The organism is Kineosporia babensis, assembly GCF_021129305.1.
In the GTDB taxonomy this organism is placed as follows: Bacteria; Actinomycetota; Actinomycetes; order Actinomycetales; family Kineosporiaceae; genus Kineosporia; species Kineosporia babensis.
Window position 1 is genome coordinate 200,081 of record NZ_JAJOMB010000012.1, and the last position, 19,099, is coordinate 219,179.

Here is a 19,099-nt window from a genome sequence, read left to right on the forward strand (position 1 = left end):
CCGGATGCCCTCGCTGATCGCCCGCCGCTCGGTGGCCACCGGCACGCTCGGTGCCGTGGCCGCCGGGTCCCGGACCGCCGCCGGCATCGGACTTGCTGCCTTACTCGAGGGTGGGAACGCCTTCGACGCAGTAGTCGCCGCCTGCCTGGCCGAAACCGTTGCGCTGCCGTCGAAGTGCGGTCTGGCCGGAGACGTTGTTGCGCTCTACGTACGAGCTGGCGACGAAGCTCCGACCTCGATGATCTCACTCGGTGGAGCTGCTGCTGGGCTGTATGAGGCTGCAGCGGCGCAGGGCTGGAAAGTTCCTGCCACGGGCGGGCTCTCGGTGGGGGTACCCGGTGCTCCCGCGGGGTACGACCGGCTGGCAGAAATCGGTCGGTTGGGGCGTAAGCGGCTGACCGCGCCAGCGCAGGCTTTGGCTGAGCGGGGGATGGTCTGGTCGCCCATGAGCGTATTGCTGGCCCAGGAGGCGCGTGGCCTCCTGGGTGAGTATCAGCCCGGGGGAGTGGTTTACGCGCCCGCTTCCGGGCCACTTGCGGCGGGGAGCGTGTTGCCGCTGCCGGGGATGGCCAAGCTGCTGGCTGAGTACAGCGACAAAGGGCAAGAACTTTTTGCTGAACGAGTCGGGGAGAGTGTGGTCCGTCGGGTCGCCGAAGCGGGTGGCGTGCTTACACTCGGCGATCTTGCCCCGGTGAAGGTGGACGAGGCACCGGCGTACGGGGTCGAAACTGCTTGCGGACGTTTGTGGGCAACTAACGCTCCAACTTACGGACGCGCGTTGAGCGAGGTTTTCGCAAAACGGCACCCGGCCGAGGTCAGCCCGGAATTGGTGCGCGAGGTGCTGGCCCGGCAGGCGCGGGGAGAACTGGTACCCACGGGAGAAGGCACGTCTACCGTCGCGGCGGTGGATCTGGAGGGCAACGCCGTCGTGGTGGTGCACTCCAATTCCTTCCCCCAGTTCGGAAGCGGGCTGGTGGTGGAGGAGTACGACCTCGTGCTGTCCAACCGGGCGGGAAGAGGTTTCGCCTTCGAGCCTGGTCATCCCAATGCCCCGATGCCGGGCCGCCGCCCACTCACCACATTGCACGCGTGGGGTACGCAGCACGCCGACGGTTGGCTGCTCGGCGCTACCCCAGGCGGAGAGCAGCAGGTGCCGTGGAACGCTGGGCTCCTCAGCGAACTGCTGCCAACGGCTCGTACCGAAGGCGACCTAGGCGAGGCCTTGGCCCGGGCGCGCTGGCAACTGAGCCCCAGCGGCGAGATTCGGCGGGAAGGCGTCGAAATCGCGGAGTACGGCGCTCGGAGCTCGCACGTCATGGTGCGCACGGCGCCGGACCGGGCTACCGCAGCGGCGGATCCGCGGTGGGACGGGGAGGCGATCGCCGTATGAGCCCGGACACGAGGGTCGTAGTCGCCGGCACCGGGGCAATCGGCCGGACCGTCGCCGAGGCACTGGTCCGCGGAGAGGTAGCGGGCTGCGTCCTCTTGGCCGTAGTGAACTCGGCTTCTACCCCGAGCGAGGTACAGGCCGCCCTGGAAGCAGCAGACGTGCTGGTAGAGGCCACCACTGTCGAAGCCGCCCGATCGGTTGTCCCACAGGCCCTGGCCGCCGGAACCGACGTGGTGCTCTGCTCCTGCGGTGTGCTGGCCGAACAGGCCGAAGCCCCCACCGAACACGCCGCAGCCCGAACCGAACAAGCCGCAGCCCCGGCTGAACAAGCCGCAGCCCTGACCGAACAAGCATCAGTCCGAACCGGACAAGCCGGAGGCCTGGCCGAACAGCCAACGTCCCGCCCAACCGGCCGCCTCCTGCTGCCGGCCGGAGCCTTGGGCGGCTTCGACATCCTGGCCGCAGCAGCCCGAGCCGGTTCGGAAGGTGCCCAGATCCGCCACACCACCACCAAGAAGCCTGCCGCGCTGAACGTGGACCCCAACATCCAAGAACCGGTCGAGGTCTTCCGCGGCACCGCCCGGCAAGCCGCCCTGACCTACCCCCGCACGTCCAACTCATCAGTGGCCCTGGCCTTGGCAACCCTCGGCCTGGACCAGGTGGAGGTGGTCGTGGTGGCTGACCCGAAGGCAAAGATCACCCGGCACGAGGTGGAATGGACCTCCCCGATCGGCAGCTACCGCATGTCCTTCGAGAACGCCGTAGACCCGAACTCGGGCGGCCGTACGTCAGCCATCACCGCCTGGTCAGTAATCGACCTCCTGGCTGGACTGCACCGCGGGGTAGGCCCAGGCGCCGTGGTAGTCGATGGCGCAGTCGTAGTAAACCCAGCTGGCAGCCTCGTATGACGTACCCCCAAGCCCCCGCCGACGTCCTCAAGTTCTACCGCGACCTACACGCCCACCCCGAACTGTCGGGCAACGAACACCGCACCCAAGCCGCAGTTCACAGCGCGTTGGCAACCACAGCGTCTCAAATCAGAAGCTGTGGCGGCACCGGACTGGAAGCCGTACTCCGCAACGGCCCCGGACCGGTCGTCGGCTTCCGCGCCGACATGGACGCCCTACCCCTGCAAGAAAACACCGGGCTCCCGTACGCCAGCACCAACGATGGAGTAATGCACGCCTGCGGGCACGACGTGCACACCGCATCGCTGGTCGGCGCAATGCGCTGGCTCGACAGCCACCGTGAGGCCTGGTCCGGAACCCTGGTCGGAATCTTCCAGCCCGCCGAGGAAACCGGCGCAGGGGCACTGGCCATGCTGGACGACGGCCTGTTTGACACCACCGGCAGGCCCGACGTGATCCTGGGCCAGCACGTAACCAGCGCCCCGCTGGGCAAACTGCTGATCAAGCCAGGCTGGTTCCTGGCCGGCCAACGGGCCTGGCGCGTGAGCGTCACCGGCACCGGTGGGCACGCCAGCCGTCCCCACCTGGCCAACGAAGCCCTGCTCACCGCGGTCGCGATGGTGAACCGCCTGCAGACCGTGACTTCCCGGGAGATCGACCCGTTCCGGATGGCCGTGCTGACCGTGGCCACGTTCCACGCCGGCACCAAGGAGAACGTGATCCCGGCCGAAGCGGTGTTCACCGTATCGGCGCGGGCCTACGAACCCGAGGTGGCCGCCAAATTGGAGGCAGCCCTGCTCCGCATCCTGCACGGCGAAGCCGCAGCGGGCGGCGTCGAAGTAGACATACGGGAAATATCGCACCTCCCAGCCGTCTACAACGACCCGGCCGAGAACGCCCGGGCGGCCACGGCTCTGCACGAGGTGTTCGGCGAGCAGCCGGAAACGCCGGATCCGCTGCCCGCCAGTGACGATTTCAGCCGCTACGCCGAACGCCTCAAGGTGCCGAGCGTGATCTGGAACTTCGGAGTGCACGACCCCGCGCTACCGCAGAACGCGGTGGCCCGTAACCACGATGCCCGCTTTGCCCCACACCCCACCGGAGCGGTCTCGGTGGGCCTGGCCGGTGCCATAGCAGTTCTGACCGCCCGGCTTCAAGACCGCGATCTGGATACAGAAAACCCGAACTGACCCGCCAAATCGGCAGTAATGAAACCTCATTGAAACGCACGACGCCGATACGTGAAAAGACCGCTGGATACAACATTCACGGCCCGACTCACTTCAGGACAGGACGCATCCCGTGACCGCTGAAACCAGCACCAGCACAGCACCAGCCGACCGGGTCGACCTGCGCGACGTGTGCATCGTCCACGGCCGGGGCAGTTCCGCAGTGGTCGCGGTCGAGGGCGTCGACCTGACCGTGCGCCCGCGCGAGATCGTCTCGATCGTGGGCCATTCCGGCTGCGGCAAGTCCACCCTGCTGCGCGCCCTGGCCGGCCTGCTCCCGCACGCCTCGGTCCAGGGCAACCTCTCGATCCTCGGCCGCAGTCCCGAGCAGGCCCGTAAGTCCGGGCTGCTCAGCATGGTCTTCCAGGACCCGGTACTCGCGCCCTGGCGCACGGTCGAGGGCAACATCCGCCTGCCGTTGCAGGTGGCCCGCGGCCGGGAACGCAAGCCCAGCAAGACGATCAGCGAGCAGCTCGAGGTGGTCGGCCTCGGCGGCTACGAGAAGCGTTACCCCAAGCAGCTGTCCGGCGGTCAGCGCCAGCGCGTATCACTGGCCCGGGCGCTGATGATGGAACCGCAGGTGCTGCTGATGGACGAGCCGTTCGGGGCACTCGACGAGATCACCCGCGACGAGATGCACACCGAGCTGCTGCGGATCTGGGGCACCACCGACGCTTCCGTGGTGGTGGTGACCCACTCCATCCCCGAGGCCGTGTTCCTGTCCGACCGGATCGTGGTGATGGCCGCCCATCCGGGCCGGATCGCCGACGTGGTCGAGGTGGACTTCCCCCGCCCCCGGGGCAACGACCTCAAGGACACTCCGGAATTCGCCCGGATCGCCCATCGCATCCGCACCGCGCTGGAGGAGAACCGGTGACCGCAAACGTGAGTACCCCCGTCCACAAGCAGGTCAAGGCAGTCATCCCTCCGGAGAGCCGGGCCGGGCTGCTGCTGAAGACCTTTCGCTCGGCCCGGGCCTGGATCGTGCTGGCCCTGGCGGTGGCGATCTGGGAGGCCGCGGTCCGGATCCTGGACACCCCGAAATACGTTCTCCCCGCGCCCAGCGCCATGATCGTGGAGTTCCAGGAGAACTACTCGCTCTTCCTGAACGGGCTGTGGGCCACCACCCGGATGTCCCTGTACGGGCTGGCCGCCGCGATCGTGATCGGGGTGGCCCTGGGCATCGCGATGGGCCGCAGCGCCCTGTTCGAGGAACTGGCCTTCCCGTTCCTGAACATCATCCGGGTGATGCCGACCATCGCGATCGCCCCCCTGCTGATCATCTGGTTCGGCCGCGGCGGGGTGCCGATCGTGATCTGTTCCTGCCTGATCGCCGTCTTCCCGATCATCGTCGACGTGGCCCACGGCCTCACCTCGGTCGACGAGGACCTGGTGAACATGATGAAACTGGCCAACGCGAGCGAACTGTCGATCCTGACCCAGATCCGGATCCCGAACTCGCTGCCCTACCTGTTCTCCTCGTTCCGGGTGGCCGCGCCGGGGGCCGTGGTCGGTGCCCTGCTCGGCGAGTACATCGGCTCCCGCGAGGGTCTGGGCTACCTGATCACGGTGTACAGCGCACAGCTCAACACCGCCGCCGTCTTCGTCCTCGCTCTGCTGTCCTGCCTGGTCGGTCTGGTCTTCTTCAACGTCTGCGTCTGGCTGGAGAAGATCGTCGTGCCGTGGAAGACCGTAGTGCGCTGAGAAACCGGCTAAGTCGCGAAACCCCCACCCCCGCGAAAGGTCCCCCTCCATGCACCGCAAAGCTTTTGCAGCACTAGGAATCAGCACTGCTCTCGCGCTCACCGCCTGTGGTTCCGGCAGCGGTGACGCCGGTTCCGTCGAAGGCGGCCTGACCCCGGTCAACATGGCTTTCGAATGGACGTGCGAGGGCACCTGGGCGCCCATCTACTCGGGTCTCGAGCAGGGCATCTTCGAGAAGAACGGGATCGAGCTCAGCTACGACCGGGGCCAGGGCGGCTCCGACACCGTACCGCTGGTGGCCACCGGTGAGTTCGACGTGGCCGAGCTGTCGGCGCCCCCGGTGATCATCGGGGCCGGCGAGGAGCTGCCGATCACCGTGATCGGCGCGGCCTCCACGGTCGGCCCGGTGACCATCCTGGCCGATGCGTCGGTCAAGGAGCCGAAAGACCTTGAGGGCAAGTCGCTGGCGGTGCAGACCGACCAGTTCGAGGGCGGGGTGTGGAACGCCTTCGTCAAGGCCACCGGTCTGGACGAGAGCAAGGTCGAGGTGATTCCGTCGGACGACGCCACCACCACCGAGTTCCTGGACGGCAAGATCGACGCGATGGTGATCTTCTACAACACCGCCTCGACCAAGGAGATCCTGGACACCCGGCCGGATCTCACCGTGATGCCGATGCAGGAGTACGTGCCCACCTACGGCCACACCATCGTCGCCAACAACCAGTGGCTGAACGAGAACGGCACCGCGGCCAAGGGATTCATGACGGCGTTCGCCGAGTCCACCAAGTGGGTCGCCGACAACCAGGCCGAGGCGCTGGCCACGCTGCAGGAGAACTGCGCCGAGGTCGCCCCGGAGGCCCTGGAGTTCAGCCTGGACGCCTACCTGGACAACTGGAAGGCCTCGGCCGACGGCTACGGCAGCTTCACCGAGCAGGGCCTCGCCGACACCCAGAAGGTCCTGGTGGACGCCGGGATGGCCGCCGAGGTGCCGGTCTCGGACTTCAGCAGCCTGGACTACCAGCCGGACTCGCCCGTCCTGCCTTGATTTTCCTGGGGAGCCGGCCCGCTGGGGCCGGCTCCCCACCAGCACAGCCTGATTGAGGAGTAACAGCATGGCCAAGCGACCGCTCAGCGCCAGAGCCCTGGAGGCGGCGCGTCGGGTACTCGCCGACGTCGAGGGGTGCACCGACCCGGTGGCCACCGCCCGGCTGCTGCCCCCGGAGGTCTACACCGGGCAGGACTTCTGGGAGTTCGAGAAGGAGGCGATCTTCGGCCGGGAGTGGCTGTGCATCGGGCACGTCAACGAGATCCCCGAGCCGGGTGACCAGCTCCCGCTGACCATCCTGGACGAGCCGATCGTGATGCTGCGCGACCAGGCCGGCGACGTGCGGGTGATGTCGGCGGTCTGCCAGCACCGCGGTCAGCCGCTGTTCGGCGGCCTGGCCGGCGAGGGCCGGGACATGGCTTCGCCCTGCCTGAACGGCAAGGTGATGAAGTGCCCTTACCACAACTGGACTTTCGACCTCGAGGGCCGGCTGGCCGCGGCGCCCTCGATGACCGAGACGGTGCCGGTGAGCCGGCTGCGTGAGAGCATCCGGCTGCCGCAGATCCGGCACGAGATCTTCCACGGCATGGTCTTCATCAACTTCGACGACACCGCCGAGCCGCTGGGCCTGGGGGTCGGCCGGATCGACGAGGAGCTGTCCACCTTCGGCCTGGACGAGCTGGTCCCGATGCCGGCGTTCGTGTTCGAGAACCAGCAGTGGAACTGGAAGATCCACCACGACAACGCTCTTGAGCCCTACCACACCAGCTACGTCCACCGCGGGGTGCACGAGGCGGCCCCGGCCAAGAACGCCCGCTTCTACCCCTTCCAGCCCGGCGACAACCAGGTCATGCACCCCACCTACCTGGTGGACGAGAACGCCGGCCTGGCCAGCACCGACGGCAAGCGCACCACCGCGATCATCCCCGGCCTGACCGACGAGCAGCGCAAGCGCGTCATGTTCGCCTCGATCCCGCCGATGCTGTTCTCGATCCTGCAGCCGACCTTCGTGCAGCTGGCCTTCATCTACCCCAAGGGCCCGGGCGCCTTCGACCTGCGCCGGGTCAACCTCTACCCGAAGTCGGCGGTCGAGGAACCCGGATTCCACCAGGCCTACGAGAAGTTCATGGAACGCAAGGCACTGGCCATCCACCAGGACGCGGTCACCACCGCGGCGCTGCAGCAGGGCCTGGGCTCCCGGTTCGCCCCGCGCGGGCCGCTGTCCTGGATGGAGTCCAACATTCCCCAGCTCAATCAGTGGCTGATCGAGCGTTACCAGAAGGCGGTCACCGTCGATGTCTGATCTTGAAGCGGTGCTGGCCCGGCTGGACGCGCTGGAGTCCCGGGAGGCCTGTCTGGGCCTGATGACCTCGTACATGGCCGCCACCGACGCCGAGTCGGGCAAGGGCGAGAAGGTCGCGGCGCTGTTCACCGAGGACGGGCAGTGGGAGTCGATCGGCCCGAACGGCAATCCGGGCTGGGCCGCCCAGGGCCACCAGGCGCTGATCACCAAGTTCGACCGCAACGTCGAGCGGATGCCGTTCTCCGCGCACTTCGTCACCAACTCCGCGGTCGAGGTCACCGGGGACACCGCGACCGGCCAGTTCATGTACTTCCAGGCCTGCACCTACCGCGGCGGCGAGCCGCTGTGGATCGCCGGCAAGTACTTCAACGACTTCCGCCGCGTCGACGGCAAGTGGCTGCTCTCGTACATGCGCGTCCACAACTTTTTCACGACCCCCTTCGACCAGGGCTGGGTCAAGGTTCCGCACATGAAGACCCCCTAATCGTCAGCAAGGAGTTTTTCGATGAAGACCTACCGTCACCAGGTGCTGCGCAACCTGAAGTTCGGCACTCTGCCCACCTTCATGGCGGCCCAGCGCAAGAAGAACGAGCTCCTGGTGGAGAACGGCCTTACCCCGTACGCGGTCTACGCCCCGGCGTTCGGCGGACTGCACCACATGGTGCTGGAGGCGTCGTTCGAGTCGATGGCTGCCTTCGAGGCCGAGCACCTGGCCACCAAGAAGATCAAGGGGATGGCCGGCCTGAACGCGGAGCAGCTGGAGTGCACCATCCCCGGCACCGCCCAGGACAACCTGCAGCGGCTGGGCCTGGAGGCGTGATTCAGGACCTCCTGGACGAGGACGACCACGACCACGACGAGGCGTACGACCGGCACAGCGTTCCCGGGCGGGGCGCCACGCTTACGGAGCAGAGCTGGTACTCCTGGCACGCGCCGTACGACGACCTGGAGTCGGAGCAGACCGATCGGCTGGCCGTGGTGCAGGAACGGCTGGTGGAGTATCTGGATGCCGCGCCGGCCGGATCGCTGCGTTCGCTGAGTCTGTGCTCTGGTCAGTCCCGCGACCTCCTGCCGATCCTGGTCTCTCACCCCCGCGGGGGCGATGTACGGGCGACCATGATCGAGCTGGACCCGCTGAACGCCTCCTTCCTGCACGGTGCGCTGGGCTCTACACGGCTGGAAACAGTAGACGTCGTGGTCGCCGACGCGGGGGAGAGCGGCTCGTACGTGGGGGCGGTTCCGGCGGACCTGGTGTTGCTGTGTGGGGTACTGGCCAACATCGAACTGGGAGACGCGTTCGCTCTCGTGGACGCGTTGCCGACCCTTTGCGCGGCGGGCGCCACGGTGGTGTGGAGCACCTACGGAGACTCGCTTGCGGACGTAGATGCTGTCCTCGCGCGGTTCGGTACCGGTTCGTTCGAGCCGGTTTCGCTGCACCGTGAGCCCGGTGGTTCGTATGTGGTTGGTGTGCACCGGTTCATCGGTGAACCCCAGCCGCTGCAGGCCGGGCGGCGGCTCTTCGCGTTTCGTTAGGTTGGGCGGCCCGGCTCCCGAGTGGGGGGCCGGGCTTTCCTGCTTTTGGACGCTGTAACCGCACCTTGGTTTAATTCCCGGTCAAATCGCGCCCTTCGGGCAACTTCTTGCCCCCGGTCGGCAACTGGACAGGCGTACCTGTCCGATCGTGGCGCCCTCTGCCGCGTGCCCTGACACGGGAAGAAGAGTTCCTTCATGAAAGCTCGACTCATCGCAGCCGCCTCCGCCGTCGCCGTAGCGGCCGGCGTGACCGGCGGCATCGTGCTGTCCAGCCCGGCCTCGGCGGTCAACACCACGATGTGCGGCCAGTACGAGAGCGCCAAGGTGCAGGGCGGTGACTACATCGTCCAGAACAACGTCTGGGGTACCTCGGCCACCCAGTGCATCGACACCACCGAGGACGGGTTCACCATCACCCAGCAGGACGGGGTGAACTCCGGCGGCGCCCCGACCGCCTACCCCTCGTTCGTCTGGGGCTGCCACTACAACAACTGCACGAACGACTTCGCGCCGATCAAGGCCTCCTCCAGCGAGTTCGACACGATCGGCTCCAAGGCCACGATGAAGTACAACGGCGGGGGTGTCTGGAACGCCGCGTACGACGTCTGGTTCGACCCGACCGCGCGTAAGGACGGGCAGAACACCGGCGCCGAGCTGATGGTCTGGCTGAACAAGTCCGGCGGGGCGCAGCCGGTCGGCTCCAAGGTGGGCACGGTCACCACGGCCGGCGGCAGCTGGGACGTCTGGTACGGCAACAGCGGCTGGAACGTCATCTCCTACGTCCGCACCACGGCCGCGACCTCGATCGACTTCAAGGTCAGCGACTTCTACGACGACGCCGTGCAGCGCGGGTACGCCCAGGACTCCTGGTACATGACCAGCATCCAGGCCGGCTTCGAGCCCTGGAGCGGTGGAAAGGGCCTGGCCCTGTCCGGTTTCGAGGTCACCAAGAACGGCACCGGCGGTGGCACCACCCCCACCCCGCCGGCCACCGACGAGCCGGTGATCCCGCCGACCACTGAGCCGACCACCCCGCCGACCACTGAACCGAGCAACCCGGGCACGGGTACGGGTGCGGCCAAGTGCAACGCCACCTACAAGGTCACCCAGACCTGGGGCGGCGGCTTCATCGGCGAGGTCACGGTGAAGAACACCGGCGGCAGCGCCACCAAGAACTGGAAGGTGGACTGGACCTGGCCGGCCGGCCAGAAGGTGGTCTCCAGCTGGAACGCCTCCGCGGCCCAGACCGGCACCAAGGTCAGCGCCGGCAACCTGAGCTACAACGCGGCCGTGGCCTCCGGCGCCGGCACCCAGTTCGGGATGCAGGTCGAGGGTGCCTCTGCCGAGCCGAAGCTCACCTGCAGCGCGGCCTGAGCCATCAAATGACGGTCTTGCAGACTTCTTTCGTCTGACCGCCGAGACTTCCGGTGTTCCGGTGAGCACCGGAAGTCTCGACATGGGGGGACGAAAACATGCAATCTGTCAGGACCCGGATCCTTCTCGCGGCCGCCACCGCGGCCGCCGCGGTGGGAGCCCTGCTGGGCGGGGCCACCCCGGCCACGGCCACGGCCGTCGACACCGACACGGTCACCGCGACCGCCACGACGTTGTGCGGCCAGTACGACAAGCAGACGATCCAGAACGGCCGGTACATCGTCCAGAACAACCGCTGGGGGACCGAGAACACCAACCAGTGCATCGAGGTCACCGAGAGCGGCTTCCGGATCAGCCAGCAGGACGGGGTGAAGCCCACGACCGGGGCCCCGATCAGCTATCCGTCGGTGTTCTGGGGCTGCCACTACGACAACTGCACCAACGACTTCAAGCCGGTCCGGGCCAGCTCCAGCGACTTCCCCAAGGTCGGCACCAAGGTCTCGATGACCTACCCGAGCACGGGCACCTACAACGGTTCCTACGACATCTGGTTCGACCCCACCGAGCGGCGGGGCGGCCAGAACACCGGACTCGAGATCATGGTGTGGCTGAAGAAGACCGGGGCCGTCCAGCCGTTCGGCACCAAGGTCGCCACCAAGACCATCGCCGGGGTGTCCTACGACGTCTGGACCGGGCGGCAGTACACCGGCAATGGCGACTTCAACGTGGTGTCGTACGTGCGCACCACCGCCTCCGGCACGGCCGACTTCCTGGTCAAGGACTTCTACAACGACGCCCTGCTGCGCAAGTGCGCGGTCAACGTGCCGTGCGCCGATACGTCCTGGTACCTCACCAGCGTCCAGGCCGGGTTCGAGCCCTGGAGCGGGGGAACCGGCCTGAGCCTGACCAACTTCACCGCCGGTCTGCCCGTGGTGATCACGTGTGCGGCCGCCTTCAAGGTCGTCAACTCCTGGCCTGGCGGTTTCCAGGCCGAGGTCACGGTCTCGAACACTGGTACCGGTAGCAGCACCACCTGGCAGAACCAGCTCACCTGGCCCGGCACCCAGAAGATCAGCGACCTCTGGAACGCCACCGGCACCCAGACCGGCGCCACGCTCACTGCGAACAACGCCACCTGGAACGGCCCTCTCGCCGTCGGTGCCAGCACCCAGTACGGCATGGTCGTTCAGGGGGCGACCGCGTCTCCCAAGTCTCTGACCTGTAAGAACGCCTGACCGCAGCCCCTCGCGGGCCTCGATTGGCCTTTCTCCCCGCCGGTGTCCTATGCTGATGGAACCGACGCGGGGTGGAGCAGCTCGGTAGCTCGCTGGGCTCATAACCCAGAGGTCGCAGGTTCAAATCCTGTCCCCGCTACTGTGAAGTGCAGATCGCTGGCCTGGTTCTCTCCGGAGAGCCAGGCCAGCGATCGTTTGTCGGTACCCGATGGCGCCAAGGCCGTGACCCTTCGGGATCCGCTGCAGGCATCGGGCTTTACCCCTCGCATCGACGAAACGGCGGCGGATCCGGACGATCCGGAGCAGCGCCGGCGGGGTTCCGGCTGCCTCGATTGGCTTTCGAAGCGCCACTGTTCTAGGGTGGAACTACCGACGCGGGGTGGAGCAGCTCGGTAGCTCGCTGGGCTCATAACCCAGAGGTCGCAGGTTCAAATCCTGTCCCCGCTACCAATGAAAGGCCCGGTCTCAACAGAGGCCGGGCCTTTCAGCTTGTGCGGCCGAGGTTTTCGGCTTGTCCGGAGCACGCTGGACCTGCGGACATTTGCTGCTGCCTACCGGGGCCGGCTGCCTACCGGGGGCGGCGGACTTCCCGGAGCCCGGACGGGCGTTTGAGCTCCGAAGCCCTACGCCGGCGCCTGAGTCGTGATCTCGGTGGTCTGTCCGAGCCGTTCGGCAATCAGTTCGTCGGCCAGCATCCGGCCCACCCGGATCGCGCCGTCCACGTGCTGGAACCCCAGCCCGGCCACGTCCGAGGAACCGAACGAGATCGGGCCGATCGGCTCGCGCAGACGGGCGCCGTAGCGGGTCAGGCCGCCGATGGCAAAGCTCGTGGCGTAGGCTCCGGCCGTCCATTCCTCGGCCATCCAACGGCTTTCGTAGTAGGCCAGCGGCTCCCGGGCCTGCTCGCCGTAGTACGTGGTCAGTGAGGCCAGGACGCAGGCGCGGCGCTCGTCCGGGGTCAGCTCGAGAAGCCGGTCGGCGTTCTCGTCCGAGACGAAACCGACCAGAGTACCGCGGTTGTCGTCATGGTTGGTGTTGTCGTAGGCCTCATGGACCACCTGGTACGGGCTGAAAGCGGTTCCGGACAGTCCTGCTTCACGCCAGAACGGGGTGGGGTAGGTGATGTGCAGCTTGATCACGATGCCGAACGACTGATGCTGGCGGGCCTGCATCTGCACCGGTGGCAGGTTCGGGCTGAAGGCGATGCGGGAGACCAGGGTCGGCGGTACGGCGAGAATGACTCTCTTGGCATGCCATTCGTGGCCGGAGACGGTCCGGACGGTGGCGCCCGCCGAATCGTAGGAGATCGCCGTCACCGGGGCGCAGGTGATCACCTTGCTGCCCAGCTTCTCGGCCCGGAGCAGCGGAACCTGCTGCAGGCCGCCCTTCACCCGCCGGTCCAGAATGAAGTCGGCATCGACCAGGTGACTGAAACTCCCTGCACTGGCGGCCATCAGCACCGCGGACAAGGCCGAGAACGCGTGCGCGGGTTTGGTCAGCATGGCCGCGCCGATGTAGAGCGCGATGTTGTCGCGGGCCTCCTGGTCGTCGGTCTGCTCACGCAGCCAGGCCGCGAACGACATCCGGTCGAGCTCGGCGGCGCCGGGCATGTCCCAGGGGTTCAGCGGATCCATCTGTGCGGCAAGTTCGTCCAGGACCACGGTGAGCCGATCCACTTCGGCCTCGGTGTACTCGGACACCGGGAAGGCGGACCCGTCGAACGTACGGCGTACCCCGTCGCGGCCGACGTAGACGCTGGCCCCCTCCCGGTAACGCGAGAACGTCTGCAGGCCCAGTTCGTCCAGAGTTTCGATCAGGGCGCTCTGGTCGGGGGAGATCCACTGCCCGCCCAGTTCCAGCCGGACCCCGTCGACGGTGTCGGTCCACAGACGGCCGCCGATGCGGTCGCGGGCCTCGAGGACCACCACGTCGTACCCGGCCTCGGTGAGGCGAGTGGCGGCGGTGAGGCCGGTCACCCCGGCACCCACGATCACGACGTCGACATTCGAACTCATGGCCTGACTCTTCCTGAAGTACGCATATCGTTGCCGCAAGTCTTGTTCGCGTCCGAATCCGCGTCAAGTGGAGTAACGCACGACGGAATCCGACACACCCTGCGTGGCCGCCGACCAGGATCAGCCGGGCCGGACCGAGTCGCCGTAACGGTCCACGCAGAACCGGGCCAGGCGGTCGGCCAGATCCGCCAGAGTAGGGGCGGCGTGGTGCTGCGGGTCCCAGGCCGCGTACAGATGAATCCGCACTGCTCCGGCCGGCCCGGTCAGCCCGACCGGAACCAGACCGAAGCGCGGGTCGTCGGAGACCACCGCCACGCCTCGTCCAGCCGCCGCCAGAGCCTGCGCCACCTGGGCATTCGTGCACTCGACGGGCTGGTGATAGCTGAGCCCGGCGGCAGCCACGGCCTCGTCCAGCAGCTGGCGGGGCCGGAAGTCCTCGGTGAGCAGCAGCAGTGCCCGTTCGAGAAGCTCGCTCACATCCACCGATTTCCGGCCGGCCCACACGTCCTCGGCTGGAATCTGGGCCCAGATCGGCAGGACAGCCAGGGCCTGCGAGGCCTGGGCGGGGGACGGGGGCCGCGCCACGATGGCCAGATCGGCGCCTGAGCGCAGGGCCGCGTCAGCGCCTCGGGGGTCGACCTGGCGCACGATCGGCACCGGGTCGTCGGGACGTAGCGTGGCCAGGAAGGGCGCCACCACGTCGCTGAGGGTGGTGGCCGGAACCGCCAGGTGCAGCTGGTCCAGACGCCCGGAGGCGATGCTGGCGGCGGCTCGTTCGACCTCGTCGGCCTGGCGTAGCAGCGCCCGGGCCAGAGGCAGGAACTGCGATCCGGCCGGGGTGAGGGTGAGCCGGTGCCCCTGCCGCTCGAACAGCGTCAGGCTCAGATCCTGCTCGAGCTGACGGAGCTGGCGGGAGAGCACGGGCTGGGTGACATGCAGCGATCCGGCCGCGCGGGTGGCCGAGCCCGCGTCCACGGTGGAGACGAAGTAGCGCAGCAGCCGCAGGTTCATGCTCACAAGGCATGAAGATAGTGCTGAACAGGTCTTGGACAACATGAGACGCAGGTTGCACCCTCGGATTCGGGCAGACCTTCGGGTCCTGCCGCACCAAGCTGATCCGCGGACTGGAGACCACCTGATGACCGACCACACCAAGGGCGTTCTTGTCGGCGGCGAATGGCGTACCGGCAGCCGGGGCGTGTTCGACGTGGTCGACCCGGCCACGCTGAACCTGATCGCCCAGGTGGCCGACGCCGGTCCGGACGACGCGATCGCGGCCGTCGATGCTGCCGCCCGGGCCTTCCCGAGCTGGTCCGCCACCGCCCCTCGCGCCCGCGCCGACCTGCTGATGAAGACCCGCGAGCTGATGCTGCGCGACGCCGAGGAACTGGCCCAGCTGATCTCCGTGGAGAACGGCAAGTCACTGGCCGACGCCCGGGCCGAGGTGAACTACGCGGCCGAGTTCTTCCGCTGGTTCGCCGAGGAAGCGGTCCGCCCGCACGGCGACTTCGGCTCATCTCCGGCCGGTGGCACCCGGACCATCGTCACTCACCACCCGGTCGGCGTGGCGGCCCTGGTCACCCCGTGGAACTTCCCGGCTGCCATGGCAACCCGGAAGATTGCCCCCGCTCTGGCAGCCGGCTGCACGGTCGTCCTCAAACCGGCCGCCGAGACTCCTCTGACGGCGCTGGCCGTCGCCCGTCTGATGATTGAGGCCGGAGTGCCCGACGGCGTGGTCAACGTGGTCCCGGGTGAAGACGCCGCGGCGATCGTGGCCGCCTGGACCGAAGACCCTCGGGTGCGCAAGCTTTCGTTCACCGGCTCCACCAACGTCGGTCGCCAGCTGCTGCGCCAGGCCGCCGACCGGGTGATCAACACCTCGATGGAGCTCGGCGGCAACGCCCCCTTCGTGGTCACCGCCGACGCCGATGTGGACGCCGCGGTCGAGGGAGCGATGATCGCCAAGTTCCGTAACGGTGGCCAGGCCTGCACAGCGGCCAACCGGTTCTATGTACATGAGGACGTTGCGGCTGAGTTTGTGGCAAAGCTCGGTGCGCGCGTGGAGGCTCTCGAAGTCGGCCCGGCCGCGGAAGGTTCGGACATCGGCCCGTTGATCTCCTCACGAGCCCGACAGAACGTGGAGCGAGTCCTGGAGAACGCCTTGGCCGCCGGCGCCCGGATCGCCCACCAGTCCAAGCCGGCCACCGCCCCGGGCCACTTCTTCACCCCGGTCGTGCTGACCGATGTTCCCCCGGAGGCCGCGGTCGTGCGCGAGGAGTCGTTCGCCCCGATCGCGCCCATCGTCACCTGGACCGATCAAGAGGACATGCTGGCTCAGGTCAACTCCACCGAGTACGGCCTGGCTGCTTACGTTTTCGCGGGTGATCTGGGCGCGGCCCTACGGCTGTCGGAGCGCATCGAGGCCGGCATGATCGGAGTGAACCGTGGCCTGGTCTCGGACCCCTCGGCCCCGTTCGGCGGCGTGAAGCAGAGCGGGATCGGCCGGGAAGGGGCCCGGATCGGCCTCGAGGAATACACCGAGACCCAGTACTTCAGCGTCGCCTGGTAACGGGTCCTCACCGCCACCGGCTCAGCCTCGCTGTTCGAACAAATGTTCGATATGATCGGCGTGTCTCCAGGGGTGAGAACGGGGGTGGTGCTAGTGCAGCCAATGCGGTCGCGAGCGGTCCACGAGTTTCCTCCGAGCGATCCGGCGGCCCGGATTTACGAGCCGCCGCAGGCGGTGCCCGTGCTGGCAATGCTGCGCGGTAGCGCGGGTGAGGTGCTGACCGTGGTGCCGGCAGCGGTGCAGGCCTGGGCGGGCGATTCGGTCCGGGTGACATGGGCGGCTCGGCGGGGTGTGCAGTTGTATGCGGCGTGGATTCCGGCGGAAGACGTGTTGCGGGGTGAAGCGGCGGCGCGGTTGCTCGACGAGTTTGCTTTCGGTGGTGGGTATCGGGCGGTGATGGCCAGGTTCCTGGCCTGGCGGGAGCTGCAGCCGCGGACGGCCTGAGCGCTGGTGGCGCGATTCGAGTGCCGGGCTCCCCAACCCTGCTGCCGGGCGAAATCACGACAGCATGTAAACAAAGTGCGCTCTGCGGCACTTTGTTTACGCACTCGCTCGAATCGCTCGTACCGGCGCCCGGCCGATGGCAAACGACTGCTCGCGATGTGTAAAGACGATCCATCTGGTACCAGGTGTACACACGATCGAGATGCCCCCACCTGACCCCCGCGCAGTGGGGCACTGCCTCTCCTTGCCGGGCGCGATGCGGTAGTCGCTAACCATGACCGGGTCGACTGCATCCCCGCAGTAGGCATGGACTTCCCCAAAGCACGACCTAGGTGGCTGCGTGGTGCGGCGGGCTGGGGCGATAAAGCAAGCTGGGCGATGAGTCTTCGGAGGAGCAGCCGTCTTACTGGTGAAGCGGATGCCTAGCCAGGGGAGCGGATTGTGCCCATGTCCACCGAAGCGCTCGAAAAGCTGCATGCCGACCTGGAGGCGCAGGTAGCTGCGGGTCAGGCGCCTGGTCTGGTCGCGGCGGTGGTTCGCGCTGAGAAACCGCGGACGCGGGCGGCTAGGTCGGCCGGCGTGGTGGCGGAAGGTGCGGGGGCGGAAGGTGCGGGGGCAGAAGGTGCGGGGGCAGAAGGTGCGGAGGCAGGTCTGGGCAAGGGCGCTGTAGGCGTGGACGCCGACGATGAGCTGCCCCAGCTCCGCGGTGCGGTGGTGGGTGGTGGCGAGGCGGGGTGGCACGGGTTTCAGGAGGACGTTTTCTGCGTAGGTACTCTCGGCCTTGACAGCGCAGTTCCGGTGCAGCGCGACAGCATCTTCCGGATCGCCTCACTCGCCAAGCCCATCGTTGCCTTCGCCGCGCTGCAGATGATCAAGGAGGGTATTTTCGGTCTGGACGAGCCGGTCGACCGCTTGCTGCCCGAGCTGGCCGACCGCCAGGTGCTGCGCAGTCTCGAAAGCCCGGTGACCGATACGGTTCCGGCCGAGCGTCCCATTCTCGTCGTGGATCTGCTCAGGTTCACCTCGGGCCTGGGGCTGGTCATGGCCATGCCCGATACCTATCCCATCCAGGCCGCGCTCGACCGGGCCATCGGGGCGCCCGGTCCGCCGCAGCCCGCCAAGACGAAAACCCCTGACGAGTACCTTGCCGCCCTCGGCAACCTTCCCCTGCTCCATCAGCCCGGCGCCGCCTGGGCGTACAACACCTCGAGCGACCTGCTGGGCATTCTGATGGCCAGGGCAACCGGTTCCACACTGCAGAAGGTCCTGCAGGAGAGGATTTTCGACCGGCTAGGTATGCGCGACACCGGCTTCAGCGTGCCCGGCGCAAGCATCAAGCGCCTGACCGCGAGCTACACCCCGAACGGGGACGGGCTGGACCTCTTCGATCCGTCCGAGGGCAGCCAATGGTCGTCTCCACCGCGTCTGGAATCTGGCGCGGGTGGTCTGGTTTCGACGGTTGACGATCTTCTGGCCTTCACCCGGCTCATGCTCGGGCGTGGGGTGTTTCAGGGTGAGCGTCTGCTGTCGGACGAGCTGTTCACGGCCATGACCACGGATCAGCTCTCGGCCGCGCAGAAGTCGCGCACCATCTGGGTTCCGGGGTTCTTCGACACGCACGGCTGGGGTTTCGGCCTGGCGGTCCGGACGGTTGCCGGGGATGGCGAGTCGGCCGGTGCCTACGCCTGGTCGGGCGGCCTGGGGACGAGCTGGGGCTGTGATCCGGTGGTCGGCTCAGCGGGGATTCTGCTCACTCAGCGGGCCATGACTTCGCCTGCTCCGGAGGCCCTGACAGCGCAGTTCTGGGACGGGGTGCACGCGGCCTGCTCATGAGCCCGGCGGAAGCAGCTGCGGCTCGGCCGCCTCGGCCATCGCGTCGGCCAGATCGCCGGCCGCCATCCGGCGCTCGAACAGGGCCCGGCGGGGTCCGTGGCCGGGCAGCCATTCGGTCAGGGCCTGCATGCGCTGCGGCTGGTGCATCCCGGCCAGGGCGATCGGCGGCGGCGACTGGTAACGCCAGGTGAGCAGCACCACGGCCGAAAGATCGCAGCGGCCCAGGCATCCGGTCGAGATCAGGATGCCGCCCGTGGTCTGCCGGGTTGCCTCACGGAGCCGGGCGTTCAACGGGTCGCTCTCCGAGCCGGTGCCGGTCAGCCGGCACAGGGCCGCGCAGCGGGGGCCGGTGCAGACCGCCACCACCGGTCCGCCCTGATCACCGGAAGGCGCCCCGAGATGGCTGCGGTGCGGCACCGGCTGCGCCGCCAGGTGCTGGTTCGGACGGCCCCGATCGCGACCGGGCTTGCGCTGCCTGCTCATGGCGGTCAACTGTAGATCGAATGAAAATCAT

18 protein-coding genes and 2 tRNA genes are annotated in these 19,099 nt (G+C 67.7%); 17 read left to right on the forward strand and 3 right to left on the reverse strand.

Going from position 1 to position 19,099, the window contains the following annotated elements; all coding sequences use genetic code 11:
* The first annotated feature begins 4 nt into the window (after positions 1 to 4).
* From LR394_RS22335 to LR394_RS22400, 14 genes are all read left to right on the forward strand, one after another.
* Positions 5 to 1,390, forward strand: coding sequence for a gamma-glutamyltransferase (locus tag LR394_RS22335; protein ID WP_231445046.1), 1,386 nt, complete (start codon positions 5 to 7; stop codon positions 1,388 to 1,390).
* Complete coding sequence (locus LR394_RS22340) at positions 1,387 to 2,298, forward strand: aspartate dehydrogenase domain-containing protein (RefSeq protein ID WP_231445048.1); 912 nt, start codon at positions 1,387 to 1,389, stop codon at positions 2,296 to 2,298. Before LR394_RS22335 ends, LR394_RS22340 begins: the two co-directional genes overlap by 4 nt.
* On the forward strand, positions 2,295 to 3,488 hold the full coding sequence (locus LR394_RS22345) for a M20 metallopeptidase family protein (protein ID WP_231445050.1): 1,194 nt from the start codon (positions 2,295 to 2,297) through the stop codon (positions 3,486 to 3,488). Before LR394_RS22340 ends, LR394_RS22345 begins: the two co-directional genes overlap by 4 nt.
* A 112-nt stretch (positions 3,489 to 3,600) precedes the next feature.
* Positions 3,601 to 4,404 carry an ABC transporter ATP-binding protein gene (locus LR394_RS22350; RefSeq protein ID WP_231445052.1) on the forward strand — a complete coding sequence of 268 codons (804 nt, stop codon included), beginning with the start codon at positions 3,601 to 3,603 and terminating at the stop codon, positions 4,402 to 4,404.
* Positions 4,401 to 5,231, forward strand: a complete 831-nt coding sequence (locus LR394_RS22355) for an ABC transporter permease (RefSeq protein ID WP_231445054.1) — start codon at positions 4,401 to 4,403, stop codon at positions 5,229 to 5,231. Before LR394_RS22350 ends, LR394_RS22355 begins: the two co-directional genes overlap by 4 nt.
* 49 nt (positions 5,232 to 5,280) lie before the next feature.
* Positions 5,281 to 6,279 (forward strand): ABC transporter substrate-binding protein, encoded by a 999-nt coding sequence (locus LR394_RS22360; protein WP_231445056.1) that lies wholly within the window; start codon positions 5,281 to 5,283, stop codon positions 6,277 to 6,279.
* Between the two features lie 67 nt (positions 6,280 to 6,346).
* Entirely contained in the window at positions 6,347 to 7,582 is a 1,236-nt protein-coding gene (locus LR394_RS22365) for an aromatic ring-hydroxylating oxygenase subunit alpha (RefSeq protein ID WP_231445058.1), read from the forward strand.
* Positions 7,575 to 8,066: a nuclear transport factor 2 family protein gene (locus tag LR394_RS22370; RefSeq protein ID WP_231445060.1), complete on the forward strand. Its 492-nt coding sequence runs from the start codon at positions 7,575 to 7,577 to the stop codon at positions 8,064 to 8,066. Before LR394_RS22365 ends, LR394_RS22370 begins: the two co-directional genes overlap by 8 nt.
* A 21-nt stretch (positions 8,067 to 8,087) precedes the next feature.
* Positions 8,088 to 8,402, forward strand: coding sequence for a hypothetical protein (locus LR394_RS22375; protein ID WP_231445062.1), 315 nt, complete (start codon positions 8,088 to 8,090; stop codon positions 8,400 to 8,402).
* Positions 8,399 to 9,115 carry a hypothetical protein gene (locus LR394_RS22380; protein ID WP_231445064.1) on the forward strand — a complete coding sequence of 239 codons (717 nt, stop codon included), beginning with the start codon at positions 8,399 to 8,401 and terminating at the stop codon, positions 9,113 to 9,115. Before LR394_RS22375 ends, LR394_RS22380 begins: the two co-directional genes overlap by 4 nt.
* 195 nt (positions 9,116 to 9,310) lie before the next feature.
* Entirely contained in the window at positions 9,311 to 10,489 is a 1,179-nt protein-coding gene (locus tag LR394_RS22385; RefSeq protein ID WP_231445066.1) for a GH12 family glycosyl hydrolase domain-containing protein, read from the forward strand.
* A gap of 98 nt (positions 10,490 to 10,587) precedes the next feature.
* On the forward strand, positions 10,588 to 11,724 hold the full coding sequence (locus LR394_RS22390; RefSeq protein WP_231445068.1) for a GH12 family glycosyl hydrolase domain-containing protein: 1,137 nt from the start codon (positions 10,588 to 10,590) through the stop codon (positions 11,722 to 11,724).
* A gap of 65 nt (positions 11,725 to 11,789) precedes the next feature.
* Positions 11,790 to 11,863: transfer RNA gene (locus LR394_RS22395), tRNA-Met, on the forward strand.
* A 234-nt stretch (positions 11,864 to 12,097) separates the two neighbouring features.
* Positions 12,098 to 12,174: transfer RNA gene (locus tag LR394_RS22400), tRNA-Met, on the forward strand.
* Positions 12,175 to 12,347: 173 nt separating this feature from the next.
* Here the strand turns inward: LR394_RS22400 and LR394_RS22405 are convergent.
* Positions 12,348 to 13,739, reverse strand: coding sequence for a flavin monoamine oxidase family protein (locus tag LR394_RS22405; protein ID WP_231445070.1), 1,392 nt, complete (start codon positions 13,737 to 13,739; stop codon positions 12,348 to 12,350).
* Between the two features lie 120 nt (positions 13,740 to 13,859).
* Entirely contained in the window at positions 13,860 to 14,750 is an 891-nt protein-coding gene (locus LR394_RS22410; protein ID WP_231445162.1) for a LysR family transcriptional regulator, read from the reverse strand.
* Between the two features lie 127 nt (positions 14,751 to 14,877).
* On the opposite strand from LR394_RS22410, the gene LR394_RS22415 reads away from it, so the two are divergent.
* From LR394_RS22415 to LR394_RS22425, 3 genes are all read left to right on the forward strand, one after another.
* Entirely contained in the window at positions 14,878 to 16,308 is a 1,431-nt protein-coding gene (locus tag LR394_RS22415; protein WP_231445073.1) for an NAD-dependent succinate-semialdehyde dehydrogenase, read from the forward strand.
* Between the two features lie 174 nt (positions 16,309 to 16,482).
* Positions 16,483 to 16,752, forward strand: a complete 270-nt coding sequence (locus tag LR394_RS22420) for a hypothetical protein (protein ID WP_231445075.1) — start codon at positions 16,483 to 16,485, stop codon at positions 16,750 to 16,752.
* A gap of 447 nt (positions 16,753 to 17,199) precedes the next feature.
* Entirely contained in the window at positions 17,200 to 18,585 is a 1,386-nt protein-coding gene (locus tag LR394_RS22425; protein ID WP_231445077.1) for a serine hydrolase domain-containing protein, read from the forward strand.
* Here LR394_RS22425 and LR394_RS22430 read toward each other — a convergent pair.
* Complete coding sequence (locus LR394_RS22430; RefSeq protein WP_231445079.1) at positions 18,580 to 19,068, reverse strand: (2Fe-2S) ferredoxin domain-containing protein; 489 nt, start codon at positions 19,066 to 19,068, stop codon at positions 18,580 to 18,582. The genes LR394_RS22425 and LR394_RS22430 overlap by 6 nt on opposite strands.
* Between the last annotated feature and the right edge of the window lie 31 nt (positions 19,069 to 19,099).

Coding starts and splice junctions, on each gene's coding strand:
- LR394_RS22335 (WP_231445046.1), top strand. CDS start 5: ATGCCCTCGCTGATCGCCCGCCGCTCGGTGGCCACCGGCACGCTCGGT.
- LR394_RS22405 (WP_231445070.1), bottom strand. CDS start 13,739: ATGAGTTCGAATGTCGACGTCGTGATCGTGGGTGCCGGGGTGACCGGC.
- LR394_RS22370 (WP_231445060.1), top strand. CDS start 7,575: ATGTCTGATCTTGAAGCGGTGCTGGCCCGGCTGGACGCGCTGGAGTCC.
- LR394_RS22375 (WP_231445062.1), top strand. CDS start 8,088: ATGAAGACCTACCGTCACCAGGTGCTGCGCAACCTGAAGTTCGGCACT.
- LR394_RS22340 (WP_231445048.1), top strand. CDS start 1,387: ATGAGCCCGGACACGAGGGTCGTAGTCGCCGGCACCGGGGCAATCGGC.
- LR394_RS22385 (WP_231445066.1), top strand. CDS start 9,311: ATGAAAGCTCGACTCATCGCAGCCGCCTCCGCCGTCGCCGTAGCGGCC.
- LR394_RS22360 (WP_231445056.1), top strand. CDS start 5,281: ATGCACCGCAAAGCTTTTGCAGCACTAGGAATCAGCACTGCTCTCGCG.
- LR394_RS22390 (WP_231445068.1), top strand. CDS start 10,588: ATGCAATCTGTCAGGACCCGGATCCTTCTCGCGGCCGCCACCGCGGCC.
- LR394_RS22415 (WP_231445073.1), top strand. CDS start 14,878: ATGACCGACCACACCAAGGGCGTTCTTGTCGGCGGCGAATGGCGTACC.
- LR394_RS22365 (WP_231445058.1), top strand. CDS start 6,347: ATGGCCAAGCGACCGCTCAGCGCCAGAGCCCTGGAGGCGGCGCGTCGG.
- LR394_RS22345 (WP_231445050.1), top strand. CDS start 2,295: ATGACGTACCCCCAAGCCCCCGCCGACGTCCTCAAGTTCTACCGCGAC.
- LR394_RS22410 (WP_231445162.1), bottom strand. CDS start 14,750: ATGAACCTGCGGCTGCTGCGCTACTTCGTCTCCACCGTGGACGCGGGC.
- LR394_RS22425 (WP_231445077.1), top strand. CDS start 17,200: ATGTCCACCGAAGCGCTCGAAAAGCTGCATGCCGACCTGGAGGCGCAG.
- LR394_RS22430 (WP_231445079.1), bottom strand. CDS start 19,068: ATGAGCAGGCAGCGCAAGCCCGGTCGCGATCGGGGCCGTCCGAACCAG.